This is a genomic window from Gordonia spumicola, assembly GCF_009932475.1.
GTDB lineage: Bacteria > Actinomycetota > Actinomycetes > Mycobacteriales > Mycobacteriaceae > Gordonia > Gordonia spumicola.
In genome coordinates, this window is the sequence record NZ_BJOV01000002.1 from 152817 (window position 1) to 172491 (window position 19675).

A 19675-nucleotide genomic window follows, 5' to 3' on the forward strand; every position below is an offset into this window, starting at 1 on the left:
AGCAGGCCGTCGACGCAACCCCGAGAGCTCGCGGCGCAGCCGACGCGGAAGCTTCATGCCAGAATTGAAAACGACCATAAATAGAACACGTTTCAGTCTTGACTGCCGACGAGGAGCCGACCATGAGCCGCCGCCAGACACTGCTCGCCACCGCCGAACGATCACCGGCCGCCGTCGCCGCACACGACAAGCAGGCGTGGCTCGACGTGTTCACCGACGGCGGCGTGGTGAACGATCCGGTGGGCTCGGCGCCCCATCGCGGACGGGACCGACTCGGCCGCTTCTACGACACTTTCATCGCCCCGAACACCGTGACCTTCCATCCGGAGCACGACATCGTGTGCGACGACGTCGTCGTCCGCGATCTGACGCTCGAGATCACGATGAGCGACGCGGTGACCCTGTTCGTGCCCGCCCACCTGCGCTACGAGATGGCGTCGCCGGATCGCATCGCCAGCCTGCACGCGCATTGGGAGCTCCCCGCGATGGTCGGCCAGATGCTCGGCACGGGCGTGTCGTCCGCGCCGGTGTCGTTGCGACTGTCGACACTCCTCATACGAAATCAAGGACTGGCAGGCACGGCGGGATTCGCGCGCGGTTTCGTGCGCGTCGGCGCCGCGCACAAGCGCAAAGCCGTCGAGCACCTCGAGTCGAAGCACCCCGATTGGACGGCGGGCAAATGCATCGCGGCCGGGAACTTCGTCACCGTCAGCATGCGGCGCGGCGGTGAGCACGCCGTCGCCATGATCGAGTTCGCCAAGGGGTCGATCACCGGCGACCGACTCTTCGCCGAGCAGCGGGAACACGACAGCTAACGGTCGGCACATCGACTCGATTACGTATCGGATCGAGACGAAACACATTCGCCTACGCGTTCGGATCGCCGTCGATCGATAGGGCCTGACGTGGGACTCACGGCCTCAGACAACGTCACCCCACCCCTTCGTGTCGGCCGTTCAGATGGCCGACGAGGCGACCGCACACACCGCCTCCGCACTCCGCGCCCATGCCGCAACTTCGCGGTTACCGATTGGTCAGAAGATAACTGAAACAGTGGAACAGATTGCGTCCACCGCCTCAGGGGACGTCAGATCGACCGGACACGAAGGCTGCTGAACTGGACTTACGATCAGTGTTCAGAATTTTTCCGGACAAATCGTCGCACCGACTAGCGGCCCGGGAGAGTTTGCGTTACGGTAACTCCGTGCCCCCGAGGGAGGTCCGGGACGAAGGTGTCAAACGAGGGGTGTCGAATCGGCGTGATGTCGTTCGGCTGATGCGATACCTAGGCCTCGAAGAGATTCGAGGCAGACGGCGGCGGCCGGTTCCGTGGGGGGACCAGCCGCCGCCGTTCTGCACATCCGCCCGCCGACGACGTGGCACAAACCGTGCCAAGCACACGTTCAGCAGTGCCGAATGCACCGGCAGCTGTGGCGAAATCCGCAGACGAGGAGCACCGTCCTCGTCAGACGTCACAGGCGATCTCCACCGGCCCAGACAGTGCCCACCCGGAGCCACGGGGAACGAGCCTTCTTAGCCACTACATCACCCGATGTGGCCGACGGTGGCGATCCCATGCTGTTTCTGCACGCTGACGTGCTATTTCACCTCTCGGCTTCGTGTCGCTGACGAATTGCCCAGATGTTGCCTAAGCTTTTGCAGGAGCCCAGAACGGTGGTACGGTATAGCTGCTTGCAATCGGTTCACACTGTCGGAGCGTTACAACAGCCCGACGACCGCGACCGAACGACCCGACCGGAAGGCGAAATGGACAACGGCTTTGCAGATCGGCTGAACCGACTGTTCGAGACGGTGCACCCTCCGGGGCGTCGTCCGCATACCAACTCTGAGGTCGTCGCGGCGCTGACGTCGGCGGGTCACTCGATCTCCAAGCCCTACATGTCGCAGCTGCGCAACGGGCACCGCACCAACCCGTCGCACGAGGTCGTCGTCGCGCTCGCCAAGTTCTTCAAGGTGCAGCCCGACTACTTCTACGACGATGTGTACGCGGCGAAGATCGACCACGACCTCGAAGTCCTCTCCCAGCTCCGCGGGCGCGGACTCCGCCGCCTGTCGGCCCGCGCGTTCGACCTCTCCGAGGAGTCGCAGGAGATGCTGACCGCGATGGCGGAGAAGCTGCGCCGTGGCGAGGGCCTCCCCGCCACGCCCAACGAATGACGAACGTCCCTCGACGATGACGCGGAGGCGGAACATCTGGCGGGCGGCGGCGCCACTGGCGGCCGCCGCCATCGCCGTGTGCGTTCCGCTCGCCGCCCCGACCATCGCCGGGGCCCACCCGGACGGCGGTTGGGGGCACTGCCACCATCACCACGGCTGTTGGACTCCGCCCACCACCACGGGTCCTACCACCACTGACCCGACGACAACGACGGACCCGACCACCACCACGGACCCGACGACCGATCCGACCACCACGGATCCGACGACGACGGACCCCACGACGACGAGCCCGTCCGACACCACTCCGACGGCGCCGACCATCACCTTCACGTCACCGAGCCCCACGTCGCCCACGGTCACGTCACCGACGTCTCCCACCTCTCCGAGTTCGCCCACGACCAGGACCGATGCGTCCGGCCCGCGGACGACGCCGCCGCGCGCCACGGCCCCCGGCACCGTTCCTCGACAGCGCCCGGCGACGCCCCGGACCTCCTCGCCGCGGACGGTCACCGTTCCGACTGTGGACTCGCCGCTGACACCGCCCGCCGCCTCGAGGCCCACGGCCCCGTCCGAGTCGTCCGACGACGACTCGCACGACGTCGTCGCCGCCCCCGTCGGCGTGGGCGGACCGCCGAGCTCCGGGCCGGGTCCCACGTCCGCCACCCTCGGTCAGTACATCGGCGCCGCCGTCGGCGTCGGCGGAATCCTCGCCGTCGCCGCGGGGACCGCGGGCCTCACCCTCCGATCCGCCCGCGCCGGACGTGCACGAATCAACGCCGCCCGGGCAGAATTCATCTGATCTGACCTACGATGGCGTTCGATGTCTGACAACGGCGAGTCCCCCCGTGTGCGCCGGTCGCACCGCCGCGTCCACGCAGCGGTCGACGCGGTGCTCGACGTCGCCGCACAGAAGCACGCCAATTCACTGCTCGAGATCGTCCACGCCGTCGCGAAGCACGCGGTCGGACGGTGACCGTCGCCGTCGACGACCTCGCGCCCGGTGTGTGGGGACAGCGCCGCGAGTACGACGATCACGACGAGATCGTCCTCGCACGCTCGCTGCCGAGCGAGGCCCGCACCCTGGCGCACGAGCTGGGGCACGTCGTGTTCCGTCACCCCGGTACCGCGGCCGACGACGCGTCGCTCGCCGCCGACGACGACCTGATCGCCTACATGCTGCGCGGCGAGGAGCCGACCGATGTGGAGACGACACCCGACGACACCCTCGAATTGCAGGAGTGGGAGGCCGAGGCGTTCGCCGCACGCCTCCTGCAGCGGCTCGGTCAGCTCGATCGACGCCAGTCGCTGCGTCCGCTGCTGCGATACGACGAGGCCCTTGGATGACGTGGGCCACCTGGATCATCGCCTTCCTGTGCGCGGCGGCCGTCGGATCCCGGCTCGGGCGACTCACCGTCCGACCACCGTCGCTGGCGCGTAGTTCCGTCGTCATCGCGGCGGTCGCCGTCGCGGGCGCGGCCACCGTCCGCACGCCGACCCTCGCGGTGATCATCGGGCCGCCGGGCAGCCTGCGGCCCGAGATCGTGTTCGTCGGTTGCTGGGTGCTCGTAGCCGCAGCCACGGCGATGATCGCGGCGGCCGCATGGCCGGTGATTCGACGCCGCGCCATCGACCGACTGACTGTCGTGGTGCCGCTGCTCACTGTCGGAGTCATCGTCGCCACCGCCGTCACCAAGCACGTCGTGTACAGCACCGTGTTCATCGTCGCCGCCGGACTGTTCTCGCTGCTCGTCGGCGTGCGCTACATCGCCTGGCACTCCCTCGGACGAGCGATCGCCGTCTATCTCACGGGGATCGCCGTCGTCGTCGGAACACTGATCGCCGATCTCCGGCACGTCACGCCGACGTCCGACTTGTGGGCGGCGGCGATCGTGATCCTCAGCCTCGCGTGCACGTCGGTGATGCTCGAGTCGTGGTTCCTGGCCCGCTTCGACCTGCGGGTGAACCGGCGACTGTCGGAGCTGCTCCTGACCGCCCACCCCGAGTTGGCGTCGGCCGACTACTCGTCGGCCACCACGGTCCTCCGCGCCGACGATCAGGTGTCGCAGATCCTCGACGGCCTGTATCTGCACGCGGGCGCCGGGGTGATCATCGTCGAGATCGACGACGTCGACGCCCTCTCACCCGTCGACCGCGCACGTCAGGTGGCCCGCTGGCTGCACGATTCGGAGTCGACGCCGATCGACCCCGACCTCTTGACGGCGCCGGACGGACTGTCGGACCGGACGTGGGTCCGACTTCTCGCGCGCGAATTCAATCGACTGATGTAACGAACCGTCGCTCGGCGACGATGCGCGGCATTCAGTACGGTGGTTTCATGGCGGACATCATCATCATCGGAGGACACGGCAAGATCGCGCGGCTCCTCGCCCCACTGTTGACCGAACGCGGAGACAACGTCACCTCGGTCATCCGGAAGCCCGACCAGGCCGACGCGGTGGCCCAGACCGGAGCGACGCCTCTCGTCTTCGACGTCGAGAACTCCTCGCGTGCCGAGATCGCTGCCGCCCTGGCCGGTTTCGACGCCGTCGTCTGGAGTGCGGGCGCGGGCGGCGGCGACCCGGAACGCACGTACGCCGTGGACCGAGACGCGGCCATCCGCACGATCGACGCCGCGGCCGACGCCGACGTCCCGCGATTCGTCATGGTCTCGTATCTCGGTGCGAACACCGATCACGGCGTCCCGGAGGACGACTCGTTCTTCCCCTACGCCGAGGCGAAGGCCGCTGCCGACGTCGCGCTCCGCGAGTCGGACCTCGATTGGACCGTCCTCATGCCGGGAGCCCTGACTCTCGACGAGCCGTCCGGGACGATCGACCCGGCCGCGATCCGCGCGTCCAACCTGCCCGGCACGTCCCGCGCCAACGTCGCGCTCGTCGCCGCCGCGGCCCTCGCCGACTCGGCATCGATCGGCAAGAACGTCCCGTTCACCGACGGTTCGGTTCCCATCCCCGTCGCACTCGCCGCCCTCTAGCGCCGCTTACCGGCGCAGCGCCTTCGAGGCGTCGAAGGCCTCTTCGCGGCTGCCGAGATGCCATGCGTGCCATCGGCGCCAGCTGTTCACCGCGATGCGCTGTTGTGCGTCGTCCACCGCGGGGACCACCCGGCGGAGCAGTTCGACGACGGCCACGAACGGGGCCCTCGCGACGAGGAACGCGAGGCCGGGGAGACCGCTGGGCAGGCGGTAGTCCTTCCGGTTCCACGGAAGCATGAACAGGCGAGTGTATCCGGCCTGCAAGTGCAGGTGCGCCAGGGCGCGGGCGCGCCCGACTCCGCGGACCGACGGTCCGGGCCGGAACGACGGGACGAATCCCTCGACGAGTTCGGGGCCGAGCGGACCCGAGTCGTGTTTGCGGGTCGCGTCGAAGTAATAGAGGAGTCGGACGCCGTCGGCGACGGTCTCCGGATACATCTCGTCGACGCGGCATCCGACGAGATGGCCGAGGTAGCGGTTGAAGTGCAGCACCGCGCGCATCTCGGCGGGGCTGGTGAGGAAGCCGAGCGCGAACAGGCCAAGGGCGGGTGCGACGCTGCCGCCGAGGAGCGTCAGCATCATCTCGCTCTGGCTGATCGGGAGGCCGTGGACGTCGGACCGCCATTCCGGGTGCGCGGCGACGCGGGCCCGGACCGACACGTGCATCACCCGCACTTTGAGGGAGACCTCGCGGGCGGTCGACCCCGGCGTGAGCACCGCACCGGGCCGACACACCTCCAGCCACCAGCGGCTCGTCTCCAGATACCGGTGCAGGGCCGACGCTCCCGCGTACCCGCCGGACAGCGACAGCGGAACGGCGAGCGACGCTTCGGTGTACGTGTCCATCGTTCCGGCGTTGCCGACGGCGCCCAGGCTGTATCCCCAGCGACGCCAGACCGCGGCGCCCTGTTCGATGAGTTCGGGGTCGACCCAGTCGGGGACGGTCTCGAACTCGGCGAACAGTTCGCGCATCGACTCGGGTGCGTCCGGGACATTGTCGACGCCGACGCGGAGCGCCTCGTCGAGCAGTTCGCGGGCCTTCGCGCTGCCCATCTCACCGTGATAGGTCTGCGCGACGAATCGTTCGGCGACCGGATCGCCGTCGCTGTGGCCGCTGACGAATGCGCCGCGCACCGCGTCGGACGGCAGCAGGTCGAAGCGGGTGAACCGCTTGACCCGATCGCGGATTCGGCGATGCTGCGGCGACACTGTCAGTTCAACGGTCATGCTTGACGACGATAGAGCCGAACCGTTTGAGACACCAGAGGAAATTAGTCTCATTCTCGTGTCGCGTACTGTCGAATCGGTCCCCTACCCCACATCTCGGAGGCAATCATGCAGGTCAGCGTCGTCTGGACGATCAATGCGAAGAGCTTGTCGCTCGACAAGGCGATCGAGAACCTCACCACCCTGCGCGATGAGGGCTTCCGCCGCGTGTGGTCGACGCAGATGCCAAACGAACCCGACGTGCTGACCGCGATCGCCGTCGCGGGCCGCGAGGTGCCCGACATCGAGTTCGGCACCAGCGTCGTCCCGATCCAGTCACAGCATCCGATGAAGCTCGCCCAGCAGGCGTCGACGGTCAACCAGATCATCGGCGGGCGCCTGAACCTCGGCCTCGGGTTGAGTCACCGGGTCGTCACCGAGGGCATGTGGGGAGTGCCGTACTCGAAGCCCGTCCAGCGCACCGAGGAGTATCTCGACGGGCTGCTGCCGTTGCTCGCGGGCGAGAAGGTGAACGCGGCAGGCGACCTCGTGACCACCCGCGGCCGCCTCTCGATGGTCGACGCCCCGGTGCCGGACGTCTACTTCGCCGCGCTCGGCCCCAAGATGCTCGAGGTGGCCGGCCGTCGTACGTCGGGCACGGTCACCTGGATGACCGGCCCGAAGACGCTGCGCGATCACATCGTCCCCTCACTGAAGCGGGCCGCAGCCGACGCGGGCCGGCCCGCGGGCGCGGTTCGGACCGTCGCGATGCTGCCGGTCAGCGTGACCGACGCCGTCGACCACGCCCGAGCCGAGGCCGGAAAGCAGTTCGCCATGTACGACGGTCTGCCGTCGTACAAGGCGATGCTCGACCGCGAGGGTTTCACCGGTCCCGCCGATGCCGCGATCATCGGCGACGAGGCGACCGTCGCCGACCGGATCCGCGAGCTCGCGTCGTTCGGCGTCGACGAATACGTCGGCATCCTCTTCGACCGCGACCCCGAGGTCCGCGCACGGACGCGCGCGCTTCTGCGCACCCTCGACGCCTGATGTCGATCAGGCGTCGATCCGGTCGACCTTCGAGACGGTGAGGTAGCCGACGAGGATCGCGGTGACCGCGACGAACACCCAGGTCACGTTGTTGGTGCCGAGATCCAGGCCGCCGTCGGCCTTGGGTGCGGTGAGCAGGTCGCCGAGCGACGCGCCGAGCGGACGGGTGACGATGTACGCGGCCCAGAAGGCGACGACCGCATTGAGCCGCAGGACGTAGCGGCCGACGGCCACGACGCCGATGACGCCCGCGAACAGGGCCAGCGACAGCGGGTAACCGAGGGCGTACTTCTCCGAGATGAGGTCGCCCGCCGCGGTGCCGAGGGCGAAGGTCACCAGGATCGCCGCCCAGTAGAAGCACTCGCGGCGGCGGGTGTGGATGGAGTGGATCGACAGGGTTCGGTCGGTGGCGTACCAGACGCCGAACACCGCGACGAGCAGCACCGCGAAGACCGTGGTCGACGTCGTCAGCGGCACGCCGTAGCGGTCGGTGAGGTTGTCGGTGACGAGGGTGCCCGCGACGGAGACGAGCAGGACGGTCACCCAGTAGACGATCGGGATGTAGCGTCGGACGCCGATCTGGACGGCGAGGGCGACGACGAGGAGCCCGAGGGTCGCGACGGTCGTCGACTTGAGACCGAACCCGAGGGTCATGTTGACGTAGTCGGCGGCCGTCTCGCCGACCGTGGTGGCGAGGATCTTGATGATCCAGAAGTAGACGGTCACTTCCGGGACCTTGCTGAGCGCGAGCGCTGCGGGGCGGACACTTGTGCTGGTGATGGTCATGGCGCAAGTGTCGACGGAACACGCTTGGAGGTTCCTGTGACGGCGAGCGGCGCTATCGTCACGACTGTGAGTCTTCGACGTTCCCTCGGGCCGGTCCGGACCCGGATCACCGTCCTCGCCACGGTGTTGGTCATGGTCGCGCTGACAGCGGCCGCAGCGGTGATAGTGCTGGTCAGCCGCAACCTGATGCTGTCGACGGCCGACCGTGGGACCGCCGAGCGCGCGAGTGAGATCGCGATGACCCTCGGCAGCGAGGGGCTGCGGGGCGTCGACTCGGCGCTGCTCGACACCACCCAGTACGTGGACGTGATCCAGGTGATCGGGCCGGACGGCGCGGTGCTGCTGTCGAGCCGGAGCGGGGCGGTCGCGCCCCTCGGATCACCCGTCGAGGAGGGTGCCCGGACGGTTGAGCCGGATCGACGGTTCGACGCGTCGTCGGGCGACTTCCGCACCACGTTCATCGGGGTGAGGGCGTCGGACGGGACCGACATGACGGTGGCCGTCGGCGCCGCCGAGGCCCCGCTCAAACGCCTCGTGCTGGTTGTCACGCTGCTGTGCGTGATCGTGTTCCCGATCATCGTGCTGATGATCGGGCTCCTGACTTTCCAGGTCGTCGGGCGGGCGCTCAGGCCGGTCGAGGGCATCCGCCGCGAGGTCGACGAGATCACGGCGGGACGTCTCGACCAGCGGGTCCCCGTCCCCGACGGCGGTGATGAGATCACGCGCCTCGCGGAGACGATGAACAAGATGCTCGACAGGCTCGAGTCGGCGCGGGAGAGTCAGCTGAAGTTCGTGGGCGACGCGTCGCACGAGCTGAACAGCCCGCTGACGACGATCATCGGACTCACCGACCTCGCGGCGTCGCGCGATGAACCGATCGATGCCGCGACCGTCCGCGACGTCTTGGCGCCCGAGGCGCAGCGACTGCAGCGGATGGTCGCCGACCTGCTGCTGCTGGCGCGGGCCGACGAGAACGGGATCGGTCTGGCCCTCGGGCCGGTCGACCTCGACGAGCTCGTGTTCGCCGAGGCGTCGCGCGTCCGGGCGATCACGGCGCTCACCGTCGACGTGCGCCCGATCCCGGTCCAGGTGGACGGCGACCTCGACAAGCTGACTCGCGCGCTGCGCAACCTCGTCGACAATGCGATCCGGCACGCCGACGGGCGGATCGCCCTGGAGATAGTGGACGGCGGCGACACCGTGACGGTCGTCGTCTCCGACGACGGCCCTGGCGTCCCGGACGCCGACAAGGCGCGGATCACCGACCGGTTCGTGCGGCTCGACGACGCCCGCACCCGCGCGAGGGGCGGGTCGGGGCTCGGGCTGGCGATCGTCGACGAGATCATCCGCGCGCACGGAGGCGAGATGATCGTCGACGACGCTCCCGGCGGCGGCGCACGGATCGGTTTCGTCCTTCAGTCGAGCCGGTAGCCGATTCCGCGGACGGTCGTGATCGACGACGTCCCGAACGGCGCGTCGATGCGTTTGCGCAGGTAGCTGATGTACACCTCGACGACGTTCTCGTCACCCGCGTAGTTGACGTCCCACACCGAGTCGACGATCTGTGCCTTCGTGACGGCGACGCCGCGGTTGCGCATCAGGAACTCCAGGAGCGCGAACTCGCGACGCGTCAGGGGCAGCTCGACGTCGTCGCGGCGGGCGACGTGGGCGGCCGGATCGAGTGTGAGACCGCCCGCGGTCAGGACCGTCGGTCGTTCCGGTGCACTGCGCCGGACGAGGGCCCGCAGGCGCGCGACGAGGACGACGGGCGAGAACGGCTTGGTCAGATAGTCGTCGGCGCCGAGGTCGAACGCGTCGGCCTGGTCGTACTCGCCGTCCTTCGCGGTGAGCATGAGGACCGGCGTCCACACTGCCGCCGCTCGCAGACCGCGGACCACTTCGTAGCCGTTGAGACCGGGCAGCATGATGTCGAGGACGATCGCGTCGTATCCACCGGTCGCGGCCTCCTCCCGCCCAGCGAGACCGTCGCCGACGGTCTCGACCACCCACCCCTCGGCGGTCAACACCCGACGGACGGTCTCGGCGATCGCCGGGTCGTCTTCGACGACGAGAACTCTCATATGCTCGATCGTATGTCTGACGCACCCGTGCTGATCACCGTTGACGATCTCGTCGAGGCCATGTTGTCGTCCCGTCCGCCCGCAGTCTTGGACGTCCGCTGGCAGTTGGGCCTCGACGACGGCGCCCAACGGTACGCCGACGGTCACCTGCCGGGTGCGGTGTACGTCGACCTCGAGACCGAACTCGCCGCTCCCGCGTCGCCCGAACTGGGTCGTCACCCGCTGCCCGACCTCGCCGACCTGCAGGCCGCGGCCCGCCGGTGGGGTGTGGACGTCGGCTCACCCGTCGTCGTGTACGACGACAACGCGGGCATGTCGGCCGCCCGCGCGTGGTGGCTGCTGCGGTGGGCCGGAGTCGCCGACGTGCGGATACTCGACGGCGGTGTCGGAGCCTGGGTCGACGCCGGGATGCGGGTCTCGAAGGGCGATGCGAAGCCCCGCGTCGGGAACGTCGTGCTGACCGGCGGCGGGATGCCGACGGTCGACATCGCCGACGTCGGCGACACCGCCGCGCTGGTGCTCGATGCGCGGGCAGGCGAACGGTTCCGCGGCGAGGTGGAGCCCGTCGACCCGCGGCCCGGCCACATCCCGGGCGCAGTCAGTGCCCCGACCTCGGAGAACGTCGACTCCTCTGGCCGATTCCTGCCGGCGGCCGCGCTGCGCGAGCGGTTCTCGTCGCTCGGCGTCACCGGCGACGTGATCGTCTACTGCGGTTCCGGCGTCACCGCCGCCCACGAGATCGCTGCGCTCGCCGTCGCAGGCCTCCCCGCGGCGCTGTACCCCGGCTCGTACTCTCAGTGGTCGAGCGACGCCTCCCGGAGCGTCGCGCTGGGCTGACGCTTTCGCCGCCTGGCCGACACCAGGCCGAAGCGCTTGCCCGTGCGGGCGTCGATGCGAGGGGTCGTGTCATCGAACATCCGCTCACTGGCGGTTTCCGGGGCGTCGTCCGACGTGGCGATGAGGTACTTGTCGGGCAGCGAGAGTTTGGCGATCGTGCGCCACGTCTTCGCGTACTGCACGTGAAGCGGGCCCGCCGTGTACGGGAGGTCGTACTTCTCGCACAATGCGCGGACGCGGACACCGATCTCCCGCAGCCGGTTGGACGGCAGATCGGGGAACATGTGGTGCTCGATCTGGTAGCTCAGATTGCCCGACAGGAAGTCGATCACCGGGCCGCCCGTCAGGTTCGCGCTGCCGAGCATCTGCCGCAGATACCACTCCCCCTGGGTCTCGTCGTCCACGTCTTGCATGGTGAACTTCTCGGCGCCGTCTGGGAAGTGCCCGCAGAAGATGACCGCGTTGGTCCACACGTTGCGGATGAGGTTGGCGGTGACCATCGCGGTGAGCGCCTTCCGCCATCCGCGCTTGCCGCCGAGCGGCGCGCCGATGAGCGGGGTCGCGACGTAGTCCTTGAACGTCTGGCGGCCGATCTTGCGCGCGACCTCCGAGGCGTCCGCCTTGAACTTCGCGCGGTCGAACCACGGTCGGTTCCATTTGCGGGCGGCCTTGCCCAGCTCGAGATGCTGGATGGCGATGCCGTACTCGAACAACAGCGTGAGGATCGTGTTGTACAGGAGATTGCCCGCGTTCACCGGCTTCCACGGCTGGTCGCGCGTCACGCGCAGTACCCCGAAGCCGACGTCGTCGTCCATGTCCAGGACGTTCGTGTACTTGTGATGCGTGAAATTGTGGGTGTGCTTCCACAGTCGCGAGGTGCCCGCGGTGTCCCACTCCCAGGTCGTCGAGTGGATCTCGGGGTCGTTCATCCAGTCCCACTGGCCGTGCAGCACGTTGTGGCCGAGCTCCATGTTCTCGATGATCTTGGACAGTCCAAGCGTCGCGGCTCCGGCCCACCAGAGTCCGCGCTTGTGCGCACCGGCGAGCATCAGGCGGCCCGCGACGTCGAGGCCGCGTTGAGCGGCGATCGTCCGCTTCAGGTATCGGACGTCGGCCTCGCCTCGAACGGCCTCGATCTCGCGCCGGACTGCGTCCAACTCCGCGCCGATCGTCTCCACGTCGTCCCTGCTGAGGTGCGCGTATGCAGGAATGTCGGTGATCGCCATAGGTCTCCTCCGAGCTCGATTCAATAACCTACGCAACCGTAAGTTACGGTTGCGTAGGTTGTCAATCGCTCAGCAAGGCAGGCTTCGCTTACACTCCTACTGACCGTCGATTCACCGCTCCGACCGCGCCGCGGAGAACAACGCGGCGACCACGTGGTCCTGTTCGGTGATCGTGAGCCTGGGGAACATCGGGAGGTGCAGGACGTCTCCGTCGCGGGTCACGTCGACGCCGCGTTGGTCGAGGATCTCCGCGGTGTGACGCGCCCGGCACGGGTCCTGCCTCACGGCGAACCGATTCCACACGTGATTGTCGACGCGTTCGGGAAGGGTGAGGACTCCCGTCTCGGCGAGCGGAGCCAACCACTCCAGGTAGCGCAGTGCGAGGATCGACCGCCTGAGGTTGTTCAACGCGAGGAACGGGAGTCGTGCCGACAACGCGGCGGCCTGCACGTCGTCCATCCGCGTGTCGGCGGCGAGGTCGCGGACGAGGTCGGCGACGTCCGAACGGTAGGTGAGAACGGCGCCCGATCGACCGCACGATCCGAGGTTCTTCTGCGGATCGAATCCGATCACGACCGCGTCCGACCACACGCCGAGCCCGTCCAGGCCGATCCCTTCGGCGGCGTCTTCGACGATCGCGACCGACAGTCCGTCGACGACGGCGCTGATCGATCGGACGTCGGCCGCCCGACCGTACCGGTGGACGGGGATCACGCATCGGGTGCGGTCGGTCAGCGCGGCGCGTACGCGTTCGGGTGCGAGGAGATCCTGGTCGTCGGTGTCGACGACCACGGCGACCGCGCCGACCCGGCGGACCGCATTCTCGACGCCCGTCGCCGAGTCGGGGACGATCACCTCGTCGCCCGCGCGGACCCCGACCGCGCGCAGGGCCGCGATCAACGCATCCGCTCCCGAAGACGTGCCGATCGCGCCTGCCGCACCGAGGAAGCCCGCCAACGAGTGCTCGAAGTCGGCGACCCACGGGCCCGACTCGAATCGGCCGGTCACCAGCACGTCGTGAATGGCCCGCTCGATCGGCGCGATCTCCTCGGCAGACAAGAGACGATCGAGCGGCGCCGCCGGAACCGACGAGACGACGCCGCCGACGTCGACGATCTCCTTGCGCTTCCACAACGGGTTGCGGGTGGCGAGGGCACGGAGCTGCTCGTTGCCTGGGACGTCGAGGACCATCACCGGGCGCGGCGGGAGACGGTGCATCACGCGGTCGGCGAGCAGGCTCAGATCGGTGGCCCGCCCGTTGACCGTCATCGGCGCGACATCGTGAACGACGCTGTCCGCGATCATGTCTGTCATCAAACCCGTCCTCTCGGATTCGCCGACCATCGGCGATCACCCTTCCAGAACTACCCCCGCCCGCCGCGGACCGGAATGGGGCGAAGCGTCAATATCTCGTAGGGAAATCGCTAAGACGTGGGCTCCGAATAAGTTTGGCGCTCAAAAGGCGTATATCCGCCTTTTGAGCACCAGATGTGAATCAGTCGACGCTTCGGCGGAGTTCAAGGGTGGTCAGGAGCTCGCTCAAGACCTCGTCGGGCGAGAATTCGAGGCGCTTCCACGTGAAGATCAGCGGCTTCCAGCCGATGGACGTCAGCGCATTCGTCGTCGCCTGGTCCTTCTCCCACTGGTCGTGGTCGTGATGGAACGCCCAGCCGTGCAACTGCACCACCACCTGCTCCGCGGGGAACACGAAGTCCATTCGGAGATTGCCCATCCACACCTGCTGCGTCCACCCGATGATGCCGTGCTTGTTGAGGAATCGGACGAACTTGCGCTCCAACTCCGACTCCGAGAGGTCCTCGGCCGAGCGCAGGAGTCGTCGGGCCATCCGCATCCCGCGGGTGCCCGCGTTCCGTTCGAGGGCCGCACGCAGCTCCTTCAGCGTGACGCAGCGCATCTGCAGGGCGCGGTCCATGAGCGCGACTCCGTCGTCGCCGAGGTCGGCGGCCGCGGCCAGCACGGTCAGCGGAACGGCCGTCGTGACCACGCCTTTCACCGTCGTCACGTCCTCGGCGGGGTACGTCCGACGGCACACAGACGCCGGCACGCTGCACGAGTCGACGACGTGCGAACTCCGCGGCGTCGAGATCGTCACCTCATCGGGCAGGACTTTCGTCAGCCTGTGCAGCCAGGCGGCCGCGGTCCTGTCGACGACGGCGCCCGAGTAGCCCTCGGCGACGATCCGGATGCGCGCCATGTCGGCCATCCGATGCTCGGCCGACAGGAACGTCGACCGGGCGTGCGGCACCCACAGGCCGCTCTCGGTCCGCGCGCGCAACTGCCCCCTCGTCATGCCGAGATCGCGTGCTTGAGCTGTGGTGATGACCCCGTCGTGGTCGGCGAGAAAACGCGCGGCGCGCACTCCGACCGATTGTTCTGCCCCCATACCCGTTAGACGCACGCCGTCTCGTCCCGGTTCCACCGCCGACCGTCCGGCGCGTCGGATAACCTCCGACGCATGCTCACGTGGAAGCCCGTGCCGGCCGATGCGGCGGTCGTCGCACCCGATGAACGACTGTCCTGGCCGAGGACCATCGGAATCGGGGCCCAGCACGTTGTCGCGATGTTCGGCGCCACGTTCCTCGTCCCCGTGTTGACCGGGTTCCCACCGTCCACGACGCTGCTGTTCTCGGGCGTCGGAACGATCGCATTCCTGCTGATCACCGGCAATAAGCTGCCGAGTTACCTCGGGTCGAGCTTCGCGGTGATCGCACCGGTGACCGGCGCGGTCGCCAGCCACGGAACCGGCAGTGCACTCGGCGGATTCATCGTCCTCGGCGCGGTGCTGATCGCGATCGGTGCGGTGGTCCACCTCGTCGGGACGCACTGGATCGACGTGATCCTGCCGCCGGTGGTGACGGGCGCGATCGTCGCGCTCATCGGCTTCAACCTCGCGCCCGCCGCGAAGAACAACTTCGAGAAGGGCCCCGTGGCAGGCATCGTCACGCTGGTGCTCATGGTCGCGGTGCTGGCGTTTTTCCGCGGACTCGTCGGACGGCTCGCGATCTTCCTCGCGGTGGTCGCCGGATACCTGCTGGCCCTCGCGATGGGCGACGTCGACACGTCCGGCATCAAGAGCGCCGCGTGGATCGGACTCCCCGAGTTCCATGCGCCGACGTTCCACCTGTCGGTGCTGCCGCTGTTCTTGCCCGCGGTGATCGCGCTGGTCGCGGAGAACATCGGGCACGTGAAGTCGGTGTCGCAGATGACCGGCCGCGACCTCGACCCCGTCACCGGCCGCGCGCTGATGGCCGACGGCGTCGCGACAGTGCTGGCGGGTGCGGGCGGCGGCACGGCGACGACGACGTACGCGGAGAACATCGGTGTCATGGCGGCGACGCGCGTCTACTCGACGGCCGCCTACTGGGTGGCGGCGACCGTCGCGATCGTGTTGTCGTTGTGCCCGAAGGTCGGGGCGGTGATCTCCGCGATCCCGCCGGGTGTCCTCGGCGGTGCGACCGTCGTCCTCTACGGCCTCGTCGGCATCCTCGGCGTCCGGATCTGGCTCACCGCGGGCGTCGACTTCTCCAAGCCGATCAACCAGATGACCGCCGCGATCCCACTCATCATCGGCATCGCCGACTTCACGTGGCGGATAGGCGATCTCGCGTTCACCGGCATCTCGCTCGGCTCCATCGCGGCCCTAGCCGTCTACCACTGCATGCGACTTCTCACCGCGGCCCGCGACCGCGTTTAGGATGCCTCCTGATGCTTCACCGGGCACGCGCCGGGGAAGGTTCCGAGGCGGTCGATCCGGTACCCGTTGGGGTACGACCGCACGCGCCGGCTGTCCCCGAACGATGTCGGCGTGCGCCGCGGCGGCAGCAGTCGGACGATCCACGCGCGAGCACGCATGGCCCGTCGACTGAGCGCGACGACCGGGGCCGACGGCTTCCGGTAGCCGAGGGCGTTGAGCAGCGGATCGTCCATCAGCGCCTTCGAGAAGACGCGGGTGACGGGGGCGGTGAACCTCGGGAAGAACGTGGTCATCAGGTCGAGCGTCATGTCGGCGACGGCACGTCCGCCGTCGTCGAAGGCGAAGTGCTCGGCCTCATAGGTGTCGAGGAGGGTCTCGAACTCGGCGTACGTGGCGGGGACGTCCTTGATGTTCATGTGCCGGGCCAGCTCCCGGTAGTAGTTGGTCGACGCGATCACCTCGTCCTCGGTGAACGCGCGCCAGCCGTAGTCGTCCATCCACCGTTTCGGGACGACGACGAAGGTCGCGAGGACGTACCGCATGTCGTCGTTGGAGATGTCGTAGCGGTTGTGCATCTGGTTGATGCGGCGCAGCGCGGCTTTGCCGTCGGACGACGCGAACCCGCAGATCAGCGGAGCCTCGAGGAGGAGACCGGTGTCGTCATAGCGCCTCTGCGTGGCGTCGAATCCGCCGGATTCGGCGAGGAGCGCGCCGACGCTGGGGACGGCGTAGGTGCGGAACAACGCGAAGCTGAGGGCCTGATTGACGTCCCACGGAAAGTCGAGCGTCGACATGTGGCGGTAGATCTCGACGTAGTCGCGGTGCGGGTCGAGTCCGGCGTTGCGATCGGGGTTGAACATGGGAGGCCCTTTCATTGTCTGCCATCACCATAAGTCTACTTATGCCGCCTTGGCAAGGGTTTGCCGTCACTCGACGTGACAGAATCCCTCCATGGAGACGTCCGCCGAACCCGACAAACTGCGAACCCGATTCTTGGACGCAGGCATGACGGTCCTCGCCCGCGACGGCTACTCCGGATTCAAACAGGCCGCGGTGTGCGCCGAGACCGGGGTGACGACCGGGGCCTTCTACCATTCGTTCCGCAATTGGAAGGCGTTCGAGGCCGAGCTCATCGCGCATTGGCGGATCGAGGCTACCGACCGGCTGGTGGAAGCGGCGCGCAGCGTGACCGACCCCGTCGAACGGATTCAGGCGCTCATCTCCATCGCGCTGAACCTCCCCCACGACACCGAACGCGCCATCCGCACGTGGGCGGCCACCGACCCGAAGGTCCACGCGGCACTGGCGTCCGTCGAGGCGGCACGGCTGGACGCGATCACCGAGATGGGACTCGAACTCTTCGGCCCCGAACGCGCCCGCCGCCTCGCGGCGACGTCGATGCTGCTCCTGACCGGTTTCGAGAACTCCACTCAGCCGTCACTCGACGACTTCAAATGGGCGATGGACACCTTCACCGCCACCGCCCTCACCTCCCTGACCCAGGAGACGTCCTACACGTCCGAGTAGTCGGCCACCTGGCCGCGCTTGGGGGCCCGGTACATCGTCCACGCCATGCGCGGGAGGAGTCGCGCGGGCAGACGGGCGGGCCAGTCGTCCGGGCGGAGGAGGGCCTCGGTCCCACCGTCGACGGTGATGACCGATCCGACCATGAAGTCGGCGGCGGGCGACAGCATCGTCATCACCCAGTGGGCGAGTTGATCCGGGGTGCCGTATTCGCGGATCGGGACGGGGAACGAGCGGACCTGCGATCCGGTGGGGCTCGCCAACTGCCCGGCGAGGAGCGGGGTCATGACGGGCCCTGGCGCGATCACGTTCATCCGGATGCCCGATCCGGCCCAGTCGGCGCCCACGCCGACGCGACGGACCCACCTCGCCACCGCGATCTTGGACGCGGCGTACGACGCGGGCGCCGACAGCGGGCCGCGCCGGGTCAGGATCCGCGCGGACTTGGCCGCGTCACCGTCGAGGAGCGCACGGACGGCTCCGCGGGGGACGAGCGGCGTCGACGTCGTCGAGTTCGATCCGAAGACGACGACCTTCGCGTTCCCGGCCTGGGCGAGTCGAGGACGGATCGCGTCGAGGAGTTCGGTGACGCCGAGGTAGTTCACCTCGACGAGCATGCGTTCGCGTCCCCTGCGCGGCCCCATGCCCGCGGCGAGGACCGCACCGTCGAGCGGCCCCTCCGCGGCGGCGAGAACGGCGCGTGACGCCGCGATCCGGCCGTCGCGTGTCGAGAGGTCGGCGGTCACGTCGGCGTCGGCGAGGTCGACGCCGATGACGTCGTGCCCCTCGTCGCGCAGCCGCTGTGCGACCGCCGCTCCCATGCCCGACGCCGACCCGGTCACCACGTAGACACCCATACCGCTACTAGAACATGTTTCAGTTCGGGGCGGTAGGGGCCGTCACGAAATGCCGTAGATGCGTTGCGCGTTCCGCGCGAAGAGCTGGCCGAGCAGATAGTCGCCGCGGTCGGCGACGACGTCCAGCAGCGCACCGACGACCACGTCGAGCGGGGCGTTGGGCCGGTCGATCGGCATGTCGGAGCCGAAGACCACGCGGTCGGGCCCGAAACGGTCCACCACGTGCAGGACGAGCGGGCCGATCATCTCGGCGAGGACGCCTCGTCCGCCGACAGTGCCTGCCGTCTCACGCCCGTAGCCGAGCACCCCGAGCGCGAGACCGGACACCTTGACGACGATGTTGGGTCGCGCCGCGAGCATGGCGATCCGCTCCTTCCACAGGCCGAGGATCTCGGCGCGCGCGGCGGCCGTCGTCCCCGTGTCGGCTCCGACCGGCCCGAACACGCCGACGGGCAGCCCCAGGTGTTCGACGACGATCGTCGTCTCGGGAAAACGCCTCGCCAGCAGGTCGAGCTCACCGAGCTGATGCGAGTAGGCGAAGGAGTGGAACACCAGGCCCGCATCGGCCAGGGTCTCGAACCCGCGGAGGAAGTCGGGCGATCCGAGGACCCCGGATTCGCGTCGCCACTGGGTCACCTGCGGGTCGGCGTGCCGGGACCACTTGTATCGGACGCCGCGGACCAGCGGCGTGTACCCGGTCTGCGCGTCGATCGCCGCGGCGAAGCCCGGATGAGCCGGGTCGGCCGCGACGACGATCGCACCGAGATCGGGTACACGACCGCCGCCGAACGACAGTCCGGTCACGTACCGGGTCTCGTCGAACGAGGACGCGGCGTCCGACGTGTCGCCCGACCAGTGCGACTCCATGTGGACGACGGAGCCGACCCCGACGCCTGCCACCCTGTGCAGGGTCGCGGCCTCGGCGCCGTAGTGGCGCGGCTCGTACGCGGTGCGGACGATCGACGGGTCGATCATGAGGAGTCGTTCGAACTTCTTCGTCAGCATCCCCGACATCCACAGCGCGGGCCGCGGGAAGCGGTTGATCACCGGCATGGTCGCGACTCTGGCATAGCGGGACAGCGCCCACGTGGATTTCATCGGGTCGTAGAAGTGGACGTGAGCGTCGACGATCCCGGGGATCACTCCGTCCAATGTCACCACCGCTTCAGCGTGCCATACGGGCACACGCCGGGGCCGGACCGCTACCCTGGTACAACGCG

General features: G+C 68.4%; 20 protein-coding genes and 1 pseudogene. 11 read left to right on the plus strand and 10 right to left on the minus strand.

Annotation, left to right across the window (positions count from 1 at the left end):
* Positions 1 to 122: 122 nt before the first annotated feature.
* Positions 123 to 815 carry a nuclear transport factor 2 family protein gene (locus GYB83_RS02690; RefSeq protein WP_161894032.1) on the plus strand — a complete coding sequence of 231 codons (693 nt, stop codon included), beginning with the start codon at positions 123 to 125 and terminating at the stop codon, positions 813 to 815.
* A gap of 952 nt (positions 816 to 1767) precedes the next feature.
* A complete protein-coding gene (locus tag GYB83_RS02695; protein ID WP_161894033.1) occupies positions 1768 to 2178 on the plus strand; it encodes a helix-turn-helix domain-containing protein in 411 nt (136 codons plus the stop codon).
* A gap of 147 nt (positions 2179 to 2325) precedes the next feature.
* Here the strand turns inward: GYB83_RS02695 and GYB83_RS02700 are convergent, their stop codons facing one another.
* On the minus strand, positions 2326 to 2691 hold the full coding sequence (locus tag GYB83_RS02700) for a hypothetical protein (RefSeq protein ID WP_161894034.1): 366 nt from the start codon (positions 2689 to 2691) through the stop codon (positions 2326 to 2328).
* A gap of 10 nt (positions 2692 to 2701) precedes the next feature.
* Here GYB83_RS02700 and GYB83_RS02705 point away from each other — a divergent pair, with 10 nt between their 5' ends.
* The 4 genes and pseudogenes from GYB83_RS02705 to GYB83_RS02720 all read left to right on the plus strand — a co-directional run bounded on the left by GYB83_RS02705 (position 2702) and on the right by GYB83_RS02720 (position 5173).
* A complete protein-coding gene (locus GYB83_RS02705) occupies positions 2702 to 2980 on the plus strand; it encodes a hypothetical protein (protein WP_161894035.1) in 279 nt (92 codons plus the stop codon).
* Positions 2981 to 3001: 21 nt separating this feature from the next.
* Positions 3002 to 3525, plus strand: a pseudogene (locus GYB83_RS02710) (ImmA/IrrE family metallo-endopeptidase).
* Positions 3522 to 4469: a hypothetical protein gene (locus tag GYB83_RS02715; RefSeq protein ID WP_161894036.1), complete on the plus strand. Its 948-nt coding sequence runs from the start codon at positions 3522 to 3524 to the stop codon at positions 4467 to 4469. Before GYB83_RS02710 ends, GYB83_RS02715 begins: the two are co-directional and overlap by 4 nt.
* 47 nt (positions 4470 to 4516) lie before the next feature.
* The gene (locus GYB83_RS02720; RefSeq protein ID WP_161894037.1) at positions 4517 to 5173 is read left to right on the plus strand and encodes an NAD(P)H-binding protein; all 657 of its coding nucleotides are present in this window, start codon (positions 4517 to 4519) and stop codon (positions 5171 to 5173) included.
* Positions 5174 to 5179: 6 nt separating this feature from the next.
* On the opposite strand, the gene GYB83_RS02725 is transcribed toward GYB83_RS02720, so the two are convergent.
* On the minus strand, positions 5180 to 6400 hold the full coding sequence (locus tag GYB83_RS02725) for an oxygenase MpaB family protein (RefSeq protein ID WP_161894038.1): 1221 nt from the start codon (positions 6398 to 6400) through the stop codon (positions 5180 to 5182).
* Between the two features lie 108 nt (positions 6401 to 6508).
* On the opposite strand from GYB83_RS02725, the gene GYB83_RS02730 reads away from it, so the two are divergent.
* A complete protein-coding gene (locus GYB83_RS02730) occupies positions 6509 to 7429 on the plus strand; it encodes a TIGR03564 family F420-dependent LLM class oxidoreductase (RefSeq protein WP_161894039.1) in 921 nt (306 codons plus the stop codon).
* Positions 7430 to 7435: 6 nt separating this feature from the next.
* Here the strand turns inward: GYB83_RS02730 and GYB83_RS02735 are convergent, their stop codons facing one another.
* Entirely contained in the window at positions 7436 to 8215 is a 780-nt protein-coding gene (locus GYB83_RS02735) for a COG4705 family protein (protein WP_161894040.1), read from the minus strand.
* Between the two features lie 66 nt (positions 8216 to 8281).
* Between GYB83_RS02735 and GYB83_RS02740 the strand changes: the two genes are divergently transcribed.
* Positions 8282 to 9646 carry a sensor histidine kinase gene (locus GYB83_RS02740; RefSeq protein ID WP_228461139.1) on the plus strand — a complete coding sequence of 455 codons (1365 nt, stop codon included), beginning with the start codon at positions 8282 to 8284 and terminating at the stop codon, positions 9644 to 9646.
* On the opposite strand, the gene GYB83_RS02745 is transcribed toward GYB83_RS02740, so the two are convergent.
* Positions 9631 to 10296, minus strand: coding sequence for a response regulator transcription factor (locus GYB83_RS02745; RefSeq protein WP_161894041.1), 666 nt, complete (start codon positions 10294 to 10296; stop codon positions 9631 to 9633). The genes GYB83_RS02740 and GYB83_RS02745 overlap by 16 nt on opposite strands.
* Positions 10297 to 10308: 12 nt before the next feature.
* Between GYB83_RS02745 and GYB83_RS02750 the strand changes: the two genes are divergently transcribed.
* Complete coding sequence (locus tag GYB83_RS02750) at positions 10309 to 11133, plus strand: sulfurtransferase (protein WP_161894042.1); 825 nt, start codon at positions 10309 to 10311, stop codon at positions 11131 to 11133.
* On the opposite strand, the gene GYB83_RS02755 is transcribed toward GYB83_RS02750, so the two are convergent.
* The 3 genes from GYB83_RS02755 to GYB83_RS02765 all read right to left on the minus strand — a co-directional run bounded on the left by GYB83_RS02755 (position 11091) and on the right by GYB83_RS02765 (position 14739).
* A complete protein-coding gene (locus GYB83_RS02755) occupies positions 11091 to 12359 on the minus strand; it encodes a fatty acid desaturase family protein (RefSeq protein WP_161894043.1) in 1269 nt (422 codons plus the stop codon). The genes GYB83_RS02750 and GYB83_RS02755 overlap by 43 nt on opposite strands.
* 111 nt (positions 12360 to 12470) lie before the next feature.
* On the minus strand, positions 12471 to 13673 hold the full coding sequence (locus GYB83_RS02760; protein WP_161894044.1) for a DegT/DnrJ/EryC1/StrS family aminotransferase: 1203 nt from the start codon (positions 13671 to 13673) through the stop codon (positions 12471 to 12473).
* Between the two features lie 181 nt (positions 13674 to 13854).
* Complete coding sequence (locus GYB83_RS02765; RefSeq protein ID WP_161894045.1) at positions 13855 to 14739, minus strand: type IV toxin-antitoxin system AbiEi family antitoxin domain-containing protein; 885 nt, start codon at positions 14737 to 14739, stop codon at positions 13855 to 13857.
* A gap of 96 nt (positions 14740 to 14835) precedes the next feature.
* Here GYB83_RS02765 and GYB83_RS02770 point away from each other — a divergent pair, with 96 nt between their 5' ends.
* Positions 14836 to 16074 (plus strand): uracil-xanthine permease family protein, encoded by a 1239-nt coding sequence (locus GYB83_RS02770; protein WP_161894046.1) that lies wholly within the window; start codon positions 14836 to 14838, stop codon positions 16072 to 16074.
* Here GYB83_RS02770 and GYB83_RS02775 read toward each other — a convergent pair.
* A complete protein-coding gene (locus GYB83_RS02775; RefSeq protein ID WP_161894047.1) occupies positions 16071 to 16934 on the minus strand; it encodes an oxygenase MpaB family protein in 864 nt (287 codons plus the stop codon). The two genes, GYB83_RS02770 and GYB83_RS02775, sit on opposite strands and share 4 nt — an antisense overlap.
* A 91-nt stretch (positions 16935 to 17025) precedes the next feature.
* Here GYB83_RS02775 and GYB83_RS02780 point away from each other — a divergent pair, with 91 nt between their 5' ends.
* Positions 17026 to 17601 carry a TetR/AcrR family transcriptional regulator gene (locus GYB83_RS02780; protein WP_161894048.1) on the plus strand — a complete coding sequence of 192 codons (576 nt, stop codon included), beginning with the start codon at positions 17026 to 17028 and terminating at the stop codon, positions 17599 to 17601.
* Here the strand turns inward: GYB83_RS02780 and GYB83_RS02785 are convergent.
* Both GYB83_RS02785 and GYB83_RS02790 read right to left on the minus strand, forming a co-directional pair.
* The gene (locus GYB83_RS02785) at positions 17586 to 18455 is read right to left on the minus strand and encodes an SDR family oxidoreductase (protein WP_161894049.1); all 870 of its coding nucleotides are present in this window, start codon (positions 18453 to 18455) and stop codon (positions 17586 to 17588) included. The two genes, GYB83_RS02780 and GYB83_RS02785, sit on opposite strands and share 16 nt — an antisense overlap.
* Before the next feature lie 42 nt (positions 18456 to 18497).
* Entirely contained in the window at positions 18498 to 19616 is a 1119-nt protein-coding gene (locus GYB83_RS02790) for an amidohydrolase family protein (RefSeq protein ID WP_161894050.1), read from the minus strand.
* Between the last annotated feature and the right edge of the window lie 59 nt (positions 19617 to 19675).

Coding starts and splice junctions, on each gene's coding strand:
- GYB83_RS02690 (WP_161894032.1), top strand. CDS start 123: ATGAGCCGCCGCCAGACACTGCTCGCCACCGCCGAACGATCACCGGCC.
- GYB83_RS02695 (WP_161894033.1), top strand. CDS start 1,768: ATGGACAACGGCTTTGCAGATCGGCTGAACCGACTGTTCGAGACGGTG.
- GYB83_RS02715 (WP_161894036.1), top strand. CDS start 3,522: ATGACGTGGGCCACCTGGATCATCGCCTTCCTGTGCGCGGCGGCCGTC.
- GYB83_RS02720 (WP_161894037.1), top strand. CDS start 4,517: ATGGCGGACATCATCATCATCGGAGGACACGGCAAGATCGCGCGGCTC.
- GYB83_RS02725 (WP_161894038.1), bottom strand. CDS start 6,400: ATGACCGTTGAACTGACAGTGTCGCCGCAGCATCGCCGAATCCGCGAT.
- GYB83_RS02730 (WP_161894039.1), top strand. CDS start 6,509: ATGCAGGTCAGCGTCGTCTGGACGATCAATGCGAAGAGCTTGTCGCTC.
- GYB83_RS02735 (WP_161894040.1), bottom strand. CDS start 8,215: ATGACCATCACCAGCACAAGTGTCCGCCCCGCAGCGCTCGCGCTCAGC.
- GYB83_RS02745 (WP_161894041.1), bottom strand. CDS start 10,296: ATGAGAGTTCTCGTCGTCGAAGACGACCCGGCGATCGCCGAGACCGTC.
- GYB83_RS02750 (WP_161894042.1), top strand. CDS start 10,309: ATGTCTGACGCACCCGTGCTGATCACCGTTGACGATCTCGTCGAGGCC.
- GYB83_RS02755 (WP_161894043.1), bottom strand. CDS start 12,359: ATGGCGATCACCGACATTCCTGCATACGCGCACCTCAGCAGGGACGAC.
- GYB83_RS02760 (WP_161894044.1), bottom strand. CDS start 13,673: ATGACAGACATGATCGCGGACAGCGTCGTTCACGATGTCGCGCCGATG.
- GYB83_RS02770 (WP_161894046.1), top strand. CDS start 14,836: ATGCTCACGTGGAAGCCCGTGCCGGCCGATGCGGCGGTCGTCGCACCC.
- GYB83_RS02775 (WP_161894047.1), bottom strand. CDS start 16,934: ATGTTCAACCCCGATCGCAACGCCGGACTCGACCCGCACCGCGACTAC.
- GYB83_RS02780 (WP_161894048.1), top strand. CDS start 17,026: ATGGAGACGTCCGCCGAACCCGACAAACTGCGAACCCGATTCTTGGAC.
- GYB83_RS02785 (WP_161894049.1), bottom strand. CDS start 18,455: ATGGGTGTCTACGTGGTGACCGGGTCGGCGTCGGGCATGGGAGCGGCG.